General features: G+C 60.4%; 12 protein-coding genes. 4 read left to right on the top strand and 8 right to left on the bottom strand.

All coding sequences use genetic code 11. The features are described from left to right. Nucleotides 1-20 precede the first annotated feature (20 nt). Nucleotides 21-230, bottom strand: a complete 210-nt coding sequence (locus tag BKD70_RS10505) for a cold-shock protein (RefSeq protein ID WP_047277236.1) — start codon at nt 228-230, stop codon at nt 21-23. Between the two features lie 239 nt (nt 231-469). Between BKD70_RS10505 and plsB the strand changes: the two genes are divergently transcribed. Next, the gene (gene plsB, locus BKD70_RS10500) at nt 470-2,983 is read left to right on the top strand and encodes a glycerol-3-phosphate 1-O-acyltransferase PlsB (protein ID WP_047277238.1); all 2,514 of its coding nucleotides are present in this window, start codon (nt 470-472) and stop codon (nt 2,981-2,983) included. 93 nt (nt 2,984-3,076) lie between these two features. Beyond that, on the top strand, nt 3,077-3,478 hold the full coding sequence (locus BKD70_RS10495) for a YbaY family lipoprotein (RefSeq protein ID WP_047277239.1): 402 nt from the start codon (nt 3,077-3,079) through the stop codon (nt 3,476-3,478). Between the two features lie 56 nt (nt 3,479-3,534). Here BKD70_RS10495 and BKD70_RS10490 read toward each other — a convergent pair whose 3' ends face one another. Together BKD70_RS10490 and BKD70_RS10485 are read right to left on the bottom strand one after the other, a co-directional pair. After that, nucleotides 3,535-6,600, bottom strand: a complete 3,066-nt coding sequence (locus BKD70_RS10490; RefSeq protein WP_047277241.1) for an efflux RND transporter permease subunit — start codon at nt 6,598-6,600, stop codon at nt 3,535-3,537. A 5-nt stretch (nt 6,601-6,605) separates the two neighbouring features. Continuing rightward, nucleotides 6,606-7,706: an efflux RND transporter periplasmic adaptor subunit gene (locus tag BKD70_RS10485; protein ID WP_047277243.1), complete on the bottom strand. Its 1,101-nt coding sequence runs from the start codon at nt 7,704-7,706 to the stop codon at nt 6,606-6,608. A gap of 90 nt (nt 7,707-7,796) precedes the next feature. On the opposite strand from BKD70_RS10485, the gene BKD70_RS10480 reads away from it, so the two are divergent. Next, complete coding sequence (locus BKD70_RS10480) at nt 7,797-8,435, top strand: TetR/AcrR family transcriptional regulator (RefSeq protein WP_047277246.1); 639 nt, start codon at nt 7,797-7,799, stop codon at nt 8,433-8,435. A gap of 48 nt (nt 8,436-8,483) precedes the next feature. On the opposite strand, the gene BKD70_RS10475 is transcribed toward BKD70_RS10480, so the two are convergent. Then, entirely contained in the window at nt 8,484-9,266 is a 783-nt protein-coding gene (locus BKD70_RS10475) for a class I SAM-dependent methyltransferase (RefSeq protein ID WP_047277248.1), read from the bottom strand. Between the two features lie 93 nt (nt 9,267-9,359). Here BKD70_RS10475 and BKD70_RS10470 point away from each other — a divergent pair, with 93 nt between their 5' ends. Then, on the top strand, nt 9,360-9,980 hold the full coding sequence (locus BKD70_RS10470) for a hypothetical protein (protein ID WP_047277250.1): 621 nt from the start codon (nt 9,360-9,362) through the stop codon (nt 9,978-9,980). On the opposite strand, the gene BKD70_RS10465 is transcribed toward BKD70_RS10470, so the two are convergent. The 4 genes from BKD70_RS10465 to adk form a co-directional block, all read right to left on the bottom strand. Beyond that, complete coding sequence (locus tag BKD70_RS10465; RefSeq protein WP_047277252.1) at nt 9,977-10,846, bottom strand: DUF72 domain-containing protein; 870 nt, start codon at nt 10,844-10,846, stop codon at nt 9,977-9,979. The genes BKD70_RS10470 and BKD70_RS10465 overlap by 4 nt on opposite strands. A 3-nt stretch (nt 10,847-10,849) precedes the next feature. After that, the gene (locus BKD70_RS10460) at nt 10,850-11,146 is read right to left on the bottom strand and encodes a hypothetical protein (protein WP_047277254.1); all 297 of its coding nucleotides are present in this window, start codon (nt 11,144-11,146) and stop codon (nt 10,850-10,852) included. Nucleotides 11,147-11,357: 211 nt separating this feature from the next. Further along, nucleotides 11,358-12,035, bottom strand: coding sequence for a tRNA (adenosine(37)-N6)-threonylcarbamoyltransferase complex dimerization subunit type 1 TsaB (gene tsaB, locus BKD70_RS10455; RefSeq protein WP_047277256.1), 678 nt, complete (start codon nt 12,033-12,035; stop codon nt 11,358-11,360). Between the two features lie 92 nt (nt 12,036-12,127). Continuing rightward, nucleotides 12,128-12,775, bottom strand: coding sequence for an adenylate kinase (gene adk, locus BKD70_RS10450; RefSeq protein ID WP_047277258.1), 648 nt, complete (start codon nt 12,773-12,775; stop codon nt 12,128-12,130). Nucleotides 12,776-13,033: the final 258 nt, after the last annotated feature.

Raw genomic sequence — 13,033 nt, 5'->3', positions numbered from 1 at the left:
GCAGCGGCTACACGGGGCGATTACAGGCCCACCACATCCTCGGCCTGTAGCCCCTTGTCACCCTTGACCTGGGTGTATTCAACCTGCTGCCCTTCAGCCAGCGAGCGATGGCCCTCGCCACGAATGGCGCGGTAGTGCACAAACACATCAGCGCCACCGTCGCACTGAATGAAGCCATAGCCTTTGGCGTCGTTGAACCATTTCACATTGCCGGTTAACCGCGTCGTCATACTTGCATCCCCTTATTGTTTTTAATGGGCTTGCTCATTCAGCCCGTTGAGAACTTTCGCTCGAACTTATAGTTTGCTGAAAACGTCTTACACTTCATGGCGAAAGAGCACCGAGTATAAGTCAGCAAGAAAAACACTCAATCAATATTAGTTCGCTGCTTTTTTGCCGATTTTCCAGAGATACGGCACACTACGCGACCGAGTAAACACTCGTTTTAATCCACTAATGCAGAAGCCGTATGACCCGTTCCCCGTTTCGCCGTCTTGTGTTTGGCGCCCTGCGTCGCTTGCTGTACCTGTGGGTACGCTCGGAGACCATTAATCAGTCGTCCTTCACCCTGAATCTGGACCGCAGCCGGCCGGTGTTCTACGTCCTGCAAACGCCCTCCATTACCGAACTGGCCGTGGTCGACGCCGAGTGCACCAAGGCGGGCCTGCCGCGCCCGGTGCTGCCGGTGGCCGTCGGGCAGATGGTCGAGCCAGCCGCGTTCTTCTACCTGACGCCCGAGCCCGACTGGCTGGGCCGTCAGGACAAGCGCGGCGCTCCGCCCACCCTGACCCGGCTCGTGGACAGCCTGACACTGCACCCCGGCGAAGACGCGCAAATCATCCCGGTCAGCGTGTTCTGGGGCCAATCCCCTGACAGCGAATCGAGCCCCTGGAAACTCTTGTTTGCCGACAGCTGGGCCGTTACCGGGCGTCTGCGCCGTTTACTGCGCATCCTGATTCTGGGGCGCAAGACCCGCGTGCAGTTTTCTGCGCCCATTCACTTGCGCGAACTGGTCGACCACAACAAAGGTCACGAACGCACCGTGCGCATGGCCCAGCGCATCCTGCGGGTTCACTTTCGCAACCTGAAAACCGCCGTGATCGGCCCCGACCTGTCGCACCGCCGCAACCTGGTCAAAGGCCTGATCAACGAACCGGCCGTGCGTCAGGCGATCCTCGAAGAAGCCCAGCGCGAAAACATTTCGGCCGACAAAGCCAAGGCCCAGGCGCTGCGTTACGCCAACGAAATTGCCTCCGACTACACCTACACCGCGATCCGCTTTCTGGAAGTGGTGCTGAGCTGGTTCTGGAACAAGATTTACGACGGGATCAAGGTTAACCACATCGAAGGCGTGCAAGACGTCGCGCAAGGTCACGAGATCATCTACGTACCCTGTCACCGCAGCCATATCGACTATTTGCTGCTGTCCTACCTGCTGTTTCGCAACGGCTTGACCCCGCCGCACATCGCGGCCGGGATCAACCTCAACATGCCGGTCATCGGCAGCCTGTTGCGCCGGGGCGGCGCGTTTTTCATGCGTCGCACGTTCAAGGGCAACCCGCTGTACACCTCGGTGTTCAACGAATACCTGCACACCTTGTTCACCAAGGGCTTCCCGGTGGAGTACTTCGTCGAAGGCGGGCGCTCGCGCACCGGACGCATGCTGCAACCCAAGACCGGCATGCTGGCCATCACCCTGCGCAGCTTCCTGCGCTCGTCGCGCATGCCCATCGTGTTCGTGCCGGTGTACATCGGTTACGAGCGTGTGCTTGAAGGCCGTACTTACCTGGGCGAATTGCGCGGGGCGAGCAAGAAGAAAGAGTCGATTTTCGACATTTTCAAAGTCATCGGTGCCCTCAAGCAGCGTTTTGGCCAAGTGGCCGTCAACTTTGGCGAGCCGATCAAACTGGCCGAGTTTCTCGACAACGAGCAGCCGGACTGGCGCCAGCAAGCATTGGGGCCGACGTATCGTCCTGAATGGTTGAACGCCACGACCCATCGTCTGGGTGAGAAAGTGGCGCAGCACCTGAACGAAGCGGCCGCGATCAACCCGGTCAATCTGGTGGCGCTGGCGTTGCTCTCCACCAGCAAGCTGGCGCTGGACGATCGCGCCATGGCGCGGGTGCTGGACCTGTACCTCGCGTTGCTGCGTCGCGTGCCGTATTCGCCGCACACCACCTTGCCCGAAGGCGACGGACGGGCGCTGATTGAACACGTGAAGGACATGGACCTGCTGTCCGAACAAAGTGATGCACTGGGCAAGATCCTGTACCTGGATGAGCAAAATGCCGTCCTGATGACCTACTACCGCAACAACGTGTTGCACATCTTTGCCTTGCCGTCGTTGCTGGCCAGTTTCTTCCAGAGCGCGTCGCGCATGACCCGCGAACAGATCCTGCGATACACCCGCGCCCTGTACCCGTACCTGCAATCGGAGCTGTTTATCCGCTGGTCGCTGGACGAGCTGGACGGCGTGGTCGATCAATGGCTTGAGGCCTTTGTCGAGCAAGGTCTGTTGCGCTTCGAAAATGACGTGTACCTGCGCCCGGCGCCCAGTTCGCGGCACTTTGTGTTGCTGACGCTGCTGTCCAAAAGCATCGCGCAAACCCTGCAACGTTTTTACATGGCCATTTCGCTGCTGCTTAACAGCGGCCAAAACACCCTCAGCGCCGAGGAGCTGGAAGACCTGTGCACGATGATGGCTCAGCGCCTGTCGATCCTGCACGGCCTGAACGCCCCGGAGTTTTTCGACAAGAGCCTGTTCCGTCACTTTATCCAGACCTTGCTGGAAGAAGACGTGTTGCGACGCGATGCCAATGGCAAGTTGAGCTACCACGCGTTGCTCGGGGAGCTGGCCGAAGGCGCCGCCAAACGCGTACTGCCTGCCGAGATTCGCCTATCGATCCGCCAAGTGGCGCTGCACCGGGCCGAAGACGCCGATGAGCAGGAGCACCCGCCGCTCTCGCTTGAGAAACACCTGTAAAACGCGGTTAAGCCTGTGCTGATGCCCTATGCGTCACGCAGGCTTGCCCTATTCACCGCATCGTCTTGATGCCTACTGATGGGAAGCCTCTTTATGAAAAAAATCCTGATCCTCAGCCTCACGGCCCTGCTCGGAGCCTGCAGCTCAATGAACTCCACACCTCAAGCCACCCTCGACGGCGAAGTGTTCTACCTACAACGCATCGCCCTGCCGCCCACCGCCACACTGGAAGTAAGCTTGCAGGACGTGTCGCTGGCCGACGCGCCGGCAGTCACGCTGGCCAAACAAAGCGGCCCGGTCAAAGGCCAGGTCCCGCTGCCGTTTCACTTGCGCTATGACCCGGCGAGCGTCAAACCCGGCCATACTTATGCCATCAGCGCTCGCATTGAAGACAACGGCCAACTGCTGTTCATCAACACTGAACGCAACAGCGTGGACCTCAACGCCAAAACGCTGCAGCCGCTGCGTCTGCGCGTCGATCAAGTGGCACACTGATCAACCCGCGCCAAGCCCTGCCGTACCTGACGGCAGGGTTTGCACAGCCAGGCGGGTCAGCCTTTCTTCACCCGGAACCACGCCGCATACAGGGCGGGCAAAAACAGCAATGTCAGCGCAGTCGCCACGATCAGGCCACCCATGATCGCCACGGCCATCGGGCCGAAGAACACACTGCGTGACAGCGGAATCATCGCCAGCACCGCCGCCAGCGCGGTCAGCACAATCGGCCGGAACCGCCGTACCGTCGCCTCGATAATCGCCTGCCAGGTATCCAGCCCCGCCGCTTTGTCCTGCTCGATCTGGTCCACCAGGATCACCGAGTTGCGCATGATCATCCCCGAGAGCGCAATCGTCCCCAGCATCGCCACGAACCCGAACGGCTGATTGAACACCAGCAGGAACAGCGTCACACCGATCAGGCCCAGCGGCGCGGTCAGGAACACCATCGCCATGCGCGAAAAACTGCGCAGCTGCACCATCAGCAAGGTCAACACCACCACGATAAACAGGGGCACCCCGGCCTTCACCGAGTTCTGGCCGCGTGTGGAGTCCTCCACTGTGCCGCCCACGTCCAGCAAGTAACCGTCCGGCAATTGAGCCCGCACCGGTTCAAGGGTGGGCAGAATCTGCTGCACCAGGGTCGCCGGTTGTTCCTTGCCATAAATATCGGCGCGCACGGTGACGTTGGGCAGACGGTTGCGGTGCCAGATGATGCCTTCCTCGAAGCCATATTCCAGCGTTGCAATCTGCGACAAGGCGACGCTCTGGCCGTTATCGGTGGGCACCGCCAGACTCGGCAGCAACGCAAGTTCGGTGCGCTCATGGGGCGTGCCGCGCAACAGGATTTCAATCAACTCGTTGTCTTCGCGGTACTGGCTGACCGTCGAGCCCAACAGCGTGCTTTGCAAAAAGCGCGACAGGTGGGCAGTGCTGACACCCAAGGCCCGTGCGCGGTCCTGATCGACGTTCAGGTACACGACCTTGCTCGGCTCTTCCCAGTCCAGGTGCACGTTCACCACATGCGGGTTTTCACGCACCTTGGCCGCCACTTTACGCGCCAGCGCCCGCACCTCTTCAATGTGCTCACCGGTCACGCGAAACTGCACCGGATAACCCACGGGCGGCCCGTTTTCCAGACGGGTGACCCGCGAGCGCACCGTCGGGAACTGCTCGTTGAGCGTATCGATCAACCAGGTGCGCAAGCGCTCGCGGTCTTCGATGGTCTTTGCCAGCACCACAAATTGCGCAAAGCTGGCCGCGGGCAATTGCTGATCCAGGGGCAAGTAATAGCGCGGTGAGCCAGTACCCGCATAGGCCACGTAATTGACGATGCCGGGATGGTCTTTGAGCAAGGCTTCGAGGCGCTGTACCTGTTCAGTGGTGTTGCTCAGCGATGCGCCTTCGGCCAGTTTCAGGTCCACCATCAGCTCCAGACGGCTGGAGGCCGGGAAGAACTGCTGCGGCACAAACTTGAACAGCACCACCGAGCCGATGAACAGCAACACGGTCAGGGCTATCACGGTTTTGCGGCGGCGCACGCACCACTCCACCAGGCGCCGGATCCGCTGGTAAAACGGTGTCCCGTAGGGGTCGGGAGCGCCCTCGCCCGTACCATGTCGGGCGGCATGGCGCTTGGCCAGATCCGGGAGCAACAACGCGCCCAGGTAGGGCACGAACACCACGGCCGCGATCCACGACGCCAGCAACGCAATGGTCACCACCTGAAAAATCGAACGCGTGTATTCCCCGGTGCTGGACTGCGCCATGGCAATCGGCAGAAAGCCTGCCGCTGTAATCAGCGTACCGGTGAGCATCGGGAAGGCCGTGCTGGTCCAGGCAAAGCTCGCCGCCTTGAACCGGTCGTAACCCTGCTCCATTTTGATGGCCATCATTTCCACTGCGATGATGGCGTCGTCCACCAGCAAACCCAGCGCCAGTACCAGAGCCCCCAGCGAGATCTTGTGCAAGCCAATGCCGAAGTAATGCATGGTGGCAAACGTCATGGCCAGCACCAGCGGAATGGCCAGCGCCACCACCATGCCGGTGCGCACACCCAGCGAGAAAAAACTCACCAGCAACACAATCACCAGCGCCTCGATCAGCACCTGCACGAATTCACCGACGCTGGTGCTCACCGCTGCCGGCTGATCCGAGACTTTGCTCAATTGCAGGCCGGCGGGCAGGTTTTTCTGGAGGCGGGAAAACTCGGCCTCCAGCGCCTTGCCCAGCACCAGAATGTCGCCGCCGTCTTTCATCGCCACGGCCAGACCAATCGCGTCCTGCCCCATGAAGCGCATGCGCGGCGCGGGTGGATCATTGAACCCGCGGCGTACATCCGCCACGTCCTCGATGCGCAAGGTGCGTTCGCCCACGCGTATGGGGAAACGCTCGATCTCTTCAACCGTTTTGAAATTACCGCTGACCCGCAGTTGCACACGCTCGGTCGGTGTCTCAAAAAAACCGGCGGTCGAGACAGCGTTTTGTTCTTCGAGTGCTTTTTGTACCGCCTCCAGGGGCAGCCCCAGGGTGGCCAGCTTGAGGTTGGAGAGTTCAATCCAGATTTTTTCGTCCTGCAAGCCGAGCAATTCGACCTTGCCCACATCGTTGACCCGTTGCAGCTGGATCTGGATGCGGTCGGCGTAGTCCTTGAGCACCGCGTAGTCGTACCCTTCGCCACTCAAGCTGTAGATATTGCCGAATGTGGTGCCGAATTCGTCGTTGAAAAACGGTCCCTGAATCCCCGGCGGCAAACTGTGATGAATGTCGCTGATCTTTTTGCGGACCTGATACCACAGCTCGGGGATTTGGTTGGAGTGCATGGAGTCCCGGGCCATGAACGTCACTTGCGACTCACCGGGGCGCGAGAACGACACGATGCGCTCGTACTCCCCGGTTTCCATCAGCTTCTTTTCGATCCGCTCAGTGACCTGACGTGACACTTCTTCTGCCGTGGCGCCTGGCCACAGCGTACGAATGACCATGGCCTTGAAGGTGAACGGCGGATCTTCGCTCTGGCCTAATTTGGTGTAGGAAAGCCCGCCAACGATGGCCAGCAGTAACATTAAAAACAGCACGATCTGGCGATTGCGCAATGCCCACGCAGACAGGTTAAAGCCCATGGGTATTACTCCTTCGCCGCGGTATTGATCGTTCGGTTGGAGCGATCAATCGGCCGGATCTCTTGCCCGTCGTGCAGAACATGCACGCCAGCCGCCACCACCCAATCGGCGGGCGTCAGCCCTTCCAGCACCGGCACACTGCTCTGGCCATACGGGCCAACCCGCACCGCCACCTGCTGCAACTTGTTGCCCTGACCCACACGCCAGACGTACGTCGCGCCGTTTTCCGCACTCAAGGCTGACAGCGGCACGGACAACGCATTCACCCCCTCCTGCGCAATGAACACCCGCGCACTCTGGCCCAACTCAGCAGGCACTTGGCCCGCCGTGAAGGCGATGCGCGCGGCAAAGGTCCGGGATTTGGTGTCAGCCGAAGGTGAGAGTTCGCGAATCCGCCCGCTGAAACGCTGACCGGGTTGTGACCACAGCTCAACCGACACCGGCAGCCCGATCTTGAAACGGCCGAACGCCTGTTCGGGCAGGCTGATCAACACGTCACGCTCTCCGTCGGCGGCCAACGAGAAAACGGTCTGACCGGCCGACACGACTTGCCCGACTTCCACCTGGCGCTGGGCAATCACGCCATCTTGCGGGGCGCGCAGCACCGCGTAGCTGGCCTGATTACTGGCCACATCCTGTTCAGCCTTAAGCTGCTGCAGCTTGGCTTCGCCCGCACGGTAGAGGTTTTCTGCGTTATCGAACTGCGAGCGGCTGACCATCTGCCGCTCCAAGAGGGTTTTGTAGCGGTCGCGCTCCGATCGCACCAGGCTCAGGTTGGCCTGCGCGGCCGCCACCTGAGCGCGGGTGGCTTCCAGTTGCAGGCGAACGTCTTGGGGGTCCAGTTCGGCCAGCGACTGATTGGCCTTGACCCGTTCGCCTTCATCCACCCACCGTTTAGTGACCTTGCCGCCAATACGAAAGGCCAGTTGTGGGTCAAAGCGGGCACGGACTTCGCCGGGATAACTCTGGGTGGCCACTGCCGAAGGCTGAGGTTGCACCACGATGGCGGGGCTGATGCTCACCTGAACAGGCTCCTCGTGCCCGCACGCAGCTAACAAAAACACCAGACAGACAGGCACAGCGCGGGGCAAGGCATGACGCAACATGGAGACGACCTTTCGCTTATGGGGCTTGGAATATTTATACTGGCCGGCATGTTATTAATACCAAACTCACCAGTCCAGTAATAAACGGAAATGTCTGATCATCCTTTAATGCCCAATGCCGCCGGACGCCCCAAGGACATGGCCAAACGCCATGCGATCCTTGAGGCGGCCAAATGTCTTTTTTTGAGCAAAGGATTTGCCAGCACCAGCATGGACGCGGTCGCCAGCCACGCCGGCGTGTCAAAACTGACGGTCTACAGCCATTTCACCGACAAGGAAAACCTGTTCTCGGCCGCGATCAAGGCCACGTGCTCCGAACAACTGCCGGACCTGTTTTTTTCATTGCCTGAGGGTGTGCCGGTCGAGCAGGTGCTGCTCAACATCGGCCGGGGATTTCATACCCTGATTAACAGCCAGGCCTCCCTGAACCTGCACCGTTTGATGATGACGCTGGGCAGTCAGGACCCAAAACTGTCGAACATTTTCTTTGAGGCCGGACCGCACCGTGTGGTGCGGGAGATGGAAGGCCTGCTGGAGCGCATCCAGCAACTGGGCGTGTTGCAGTTCAACCACCCCCATCAGGCGGCCGAGCACTTTTTTTGCCTGCTCAAGGGCGCGCCGAACTTTCGCGTGCTCTATGGCTGCGGCGACCCGTTGAGTCCAGAAGAAGCCGAAGCCCACGTGCAAGACGTGGTGGCGCTGTTTATGCGGGCTTACCGCCGGGATTGAGCGCCTCACGCACGCCTTCTCGCCAGCAGTGCGCTGGCGTCACGACCGTCAGGGCTTCAGGGCTTTCTTTGGGTAAATATCGTAACGGCTCGACTTGCCGTCCAGCGCATGGCTCGGCTTGGGGCCTGCGATGCAGGGCGCCTTGCGCGGGCGCTTGACCACGACACGGTGGGAGGCCAGTGCCAACGCGGCCTCCAGCAGGGCTGGCGCATCGTTGTCGTCACCCACCAATGGGCGAAACAGGCGCATTTCCTTCTTCACCAATGCCGTTTTCTCACGATGCGGAAACATGGGGTCCAGGTAAATCACCTGCGGCGGTTCGCCTTCCCAGTTGCGCATCACGTCAATGGAGTTGCCTTTGAGCAGCGTCATGCGCGACACAATCGGCGCCACCTCACGGTCATTCAGCCCGCGCGCCAGGCCATCTTCGAGCAAGGCACCAATCAAGGGCTGGCGCTCGATCAGGCTCATTTCGCAGCCAAGGGTGGCCAGAACAAACGCGTCCTTGCCCAACCCTGCCGTGGCGTCCAGCACCCGCGGCCGCACGCCCTGCTGGATGCCCACCGCCTTGGCGATCATTTGCCCGGTGCCGCCGCCAAACAAGCGTCGGTGCGCCGCGCCGCCTTCCACGAAATCAACCCGCACCGGGCCGGGTGCATCCGGCCCCAACTGCTGCAACTGCAAACCCTGGGCCGACACTTGCAGGGCGAACTCGGCCTGCTCCTGGCCCATCGGCAAACCGAGGCGCCCGGCCCACTGCTCGGCCAAGGCTTGAGACCCCTCGTCCAGTGCCTCGACGATGATGCGACAGCCCGCTGTTTGCTCACTCATTTAAAAACACGCTCAAAAATTTAATGATCGGCAAACGCTGCCGATAAATGAAATATCCGGCATTTTGCCAGACCCGGGCGTCGACCGAGAGCTATGTCAGACATTCATTCCACATCGATAGGCTTTATCGCGCCCATTGGCGATTTTGGCCGTCACAATTCGCAAGTCACAGGCAGCGTCAATCACCTGTGGAAGGACTTCTACGCCCAGGCATTGGTCGAGCAGTCCGGCACTGACGAATGTGTGGCGCTCGACACCGAGCCGCTTGAGGTGGAGGAAGACGTCGAGCCGCGCGGTGGCAGCGACCTGCTAAGCAACATCGTGACGCAGCGCCATTGCGAGGTGAAAGACACCGAATTGCGTCCGCCTGAAGCGCTGTTCTTGCCGATCGCCGAATTCGAGCTGGATTTGCTGCCGCCCATTGCCAAGCCGTATCCACCGGATGAGCTGTTTGCCCAACAGCATCAACAAGACTTCGACAGCCACTGGGTGCGCCCGCTCGTGATGGCGGCCGGTCATCCATTGCCTGAACCGGGCCCGGCCCCCGCGCCGCGTCCGTTGCACCTGCCGATTGCCGAGTTCGAACTGGACTTGCTGGACAAGCCCGCCGAACCGTTCGATGCCATGACGCTGATCGAGCAACAGCGGGCCATGGACTTCGATCTGGCGTGGGCACGCCCGCTGATCGTCAACAACCTGCGCCTGGCGGCTTAAAGCAGCCCCAGCTGTTCGGTGGTTTGCGGGGTATACAGCGTGGGCAATGCCGGCAAGCCCGGTAACCGTTCGCTTAATTGCGCGTGAAAACGCCGCGCCAGTTCAGGCGCCAAGTGATTGTCCGGCGTATGAAGAAACACATAGGGCGTGCGCCCCTCCTCGATCCAGCCCGCCACCTTCTCAATCCACGGCACTAAAAACTCATCGTTGGCGTGCAGCTCAGGCCGACCAATAAAGCGCACCTGCGGGCATTGGGTAAACGCTGCCGGCCGGGGCGGCACGCGGGGCTTTTTCGATTGCGCGTCAAGCACCGCAGGGTCGGTGGAGGTGCAACTGAACAGCGCGCGTGAATCAAGACAGATGCGCTCCACGCCCCGGTCCATCAACACCCGATTGAGCACCCGCTCCGCGTCGCCCCGGTCAAAGAACGCCGGATGACGCACCTCCACGGCCAGTGGCCGCTCCAGCGCGTCTATAAAGCCCACCAGCTCGGCGAGCCGCTCAGGGCCGAAGCTCGCAGGCAATTGCAGCCACAAAGGGGCGAAACGCGCTCCCAGGGGCCGCATGAGCTGCAAGAAGGCGTCGACGGCAGGTTGTTGGGTGCGCAAATCACCGCCGTGGCTGATCTCACGTGGCAACTTGGCGGTAAAACGGAAGTGTTCGGGCAGGCTCTGCGCCCAGCGCTCGACAGTGCTCGGCTTGGGGTTGGCGTAGAACGTGGTATTGCCTTCGACCGCATTGAACACGTGGGCGTACAGGCTGAGAAATTGCGAGGATCGCGCATTCTGCGGGTACAGGCCTTCGCGCCAGGAGTGATCACTCCAGGACGGGCAACCGAGGTAATACGGGAGTAAAGGGTGGGTCATGGCTCAAATGTACAGGTCCAGCCCCAACACTTCGGTGTCCCACTCAACAAAACCGGCGGTGGTCAGGTAGCTGGTCAGGGCGCTGGCGACTTTTCTGTTCATCACCCGCTGAAAAATCATGTCTTGCTGACGCGCAGGCACTTGGCTGACACGTTCGCCCGAGGACGAGGCCCGGGAAGGTTGCGGCGCGTTTTCAAAGACGATTTCACTGTCTTCCACCGACTCGTCAACCAGCGCATTGCCTTTACGCGGCTTGCGCTTGATCGGGTAGGACTGTGAGGAAAAGCCGTCTATACGCATGACTGCAAGCTCGGTAGCAATGATGGCAATTTAGCGGCACCGGCCGAACTAAGCAATTGCCCAAGTGAACACTAGACTGCAAAACCCTGAAAAGGTTTAAAGCCTGCTGTCAATCAGTGTAGATGCTGGCAGGCCGGGCATAGGCTGCGCGCCTATCGAGGAGGCCGGGCGGGTGCTGTACACCCGCTCGCACTGCAAAGGAGCGAACCGTTCAGGGGCGGGCTTTGGGGGTCGCGACTTTGTCGCGCAGGTACACCGGCTGCGCCTCGTCTGCAACGATAGCTTCGCCACGGTCCCAGGCAAAACGGGCCAGGGTCAGCAGGTCTTGCGCGTGTGGCAACATGCCAGCCTCGAGGGCGTACGGCGTGGGGTTCAGGCGCTCGGCATAGCCCCAGCCGGTGCCCGCGCCAAACCAGTCACCGCTGGCGTCTTCAGGCAGTTGCGCGGCTTCAGGCGCCAGTACCGCTTCAGCGCCCACCAGGCGCATCTCACCCGCGTCTGCGCGGTAGCAGCCCCAATACACCTCGTCCATGCGCGCATCGATCGCGGCCGCGACCTGAGTAGCGCCATGCTCACGGTGGGCACGCTGTGCCAGCACCGCGAGGTTGGAAATCGGCAACACCGGGCGCTCCAGTGCGAAGGCCAGCCCCTGGACCACGCCGATGGCAATCCGCACACCGGTGAACGCACCCGGCCCGCGACCGAACGCAATGGCGTCGACCGCCGACAGTTCAACCCCCGCATCAGCCAGTAAGGTCTGGATCATCGGCAACAGCTTTTGCGCATGCAGGCGCGGGATCACCTCGTAGTGGCTCGTGACCTTGCCATCGTGCAGCAAGGCAACAGAGCAAGCTTCAGTCGCGGTATCCAGGGCCAGCAAGGTGCTCATCGGTGTTCCCGTCAGAATCAGAATTAAAAAAGTGCAGCAGTATAAACAACAACAGCCCGCAAGCGGGCTGTTGTATCAGAGCAAATCGACGATCAGCTCAGTGCTGCAAGCACCTTGGCGGTGATGGCTTCAACCGAACCCACACCTTCAACGTGGCTGTACTTCGGCTTGCCGTTGGCAGCGGACAGCTTCTGATAGAACTCCACCAGCGGCTTGGTCTGCGAGTGGTAGACCGACAGGCGATGACGCACGGTTTCTTCGGTGTCGTCTTTACGCTGAACCAGGTCTTCACCGGTCACGTCGTCTTTACCTTCCACTTTTGGCGGGTTGTAGACGATGTGGTACACACGGCCCGACGCTTCATGAACACGGCGGCCAGCAATGCGCTGAACGATTTCTTCGTCTTCTACGGCGATTTCCAGCACGTGGTCCAGTTCAACACCGGCTTTGACCAGGGCTTCAGCTTGCGGAATGGTGCGCGGGAAGCCGTCGAACAGGAAGCCGTTTTTGCAGTCTTGCTGGCTAATACGCTCTTTGACCAGGTTGATGATCAGGTCGTCGGAGACCAGGCCGCCGCTGTCCATGACGCTCTTGGCGATCAGGCCCAGCTCGGTTCCGGCCTTCACAGCTGCGCGCAACATGTCGCCTGTGGAGATTTGCGGGATGCCAAATTTTTCAGTGATGAACTTTGCCTGAGTACCTTTACCGGCCCCGGGAGCTCCCAGCAGAATGACGCGCATCGATGTGCTCCTCAAATTTTTTATTTAAATGACAACAGACTCGCCTCTTTGGGCCAATCTCAGAATCGGGTGATGGCCATCAAAATGGCCAAGGGCTGACCAAGATACACAGCAGGCCCGGCCCACACAAGACAGCAAAAGTAGGAATAATCAGAGCCTCATACGCCCTTGCGACGGGGTGTCACAGGTCGCAACCTCACAATAAAGTGTCGCGCCCCGGAGGCCATTGCAGAAGATCGGTCCTCTGCCGTACACACC

This window comes from Pseudomonas sp. BS-2016 (assembly GCF_001806145.1).
GTDB lineage: Bacteria > Pseudomonadota > Gammaproteobacteria > Pseudomonadales > Pseudomonadaceae > Aquipseudomonas > Aquipseudomonas lundensis.
Note: the sequence above shows the minus strand (reverse complement) of the source record. Positions and strands in the feature narration are given on the sequence as shown.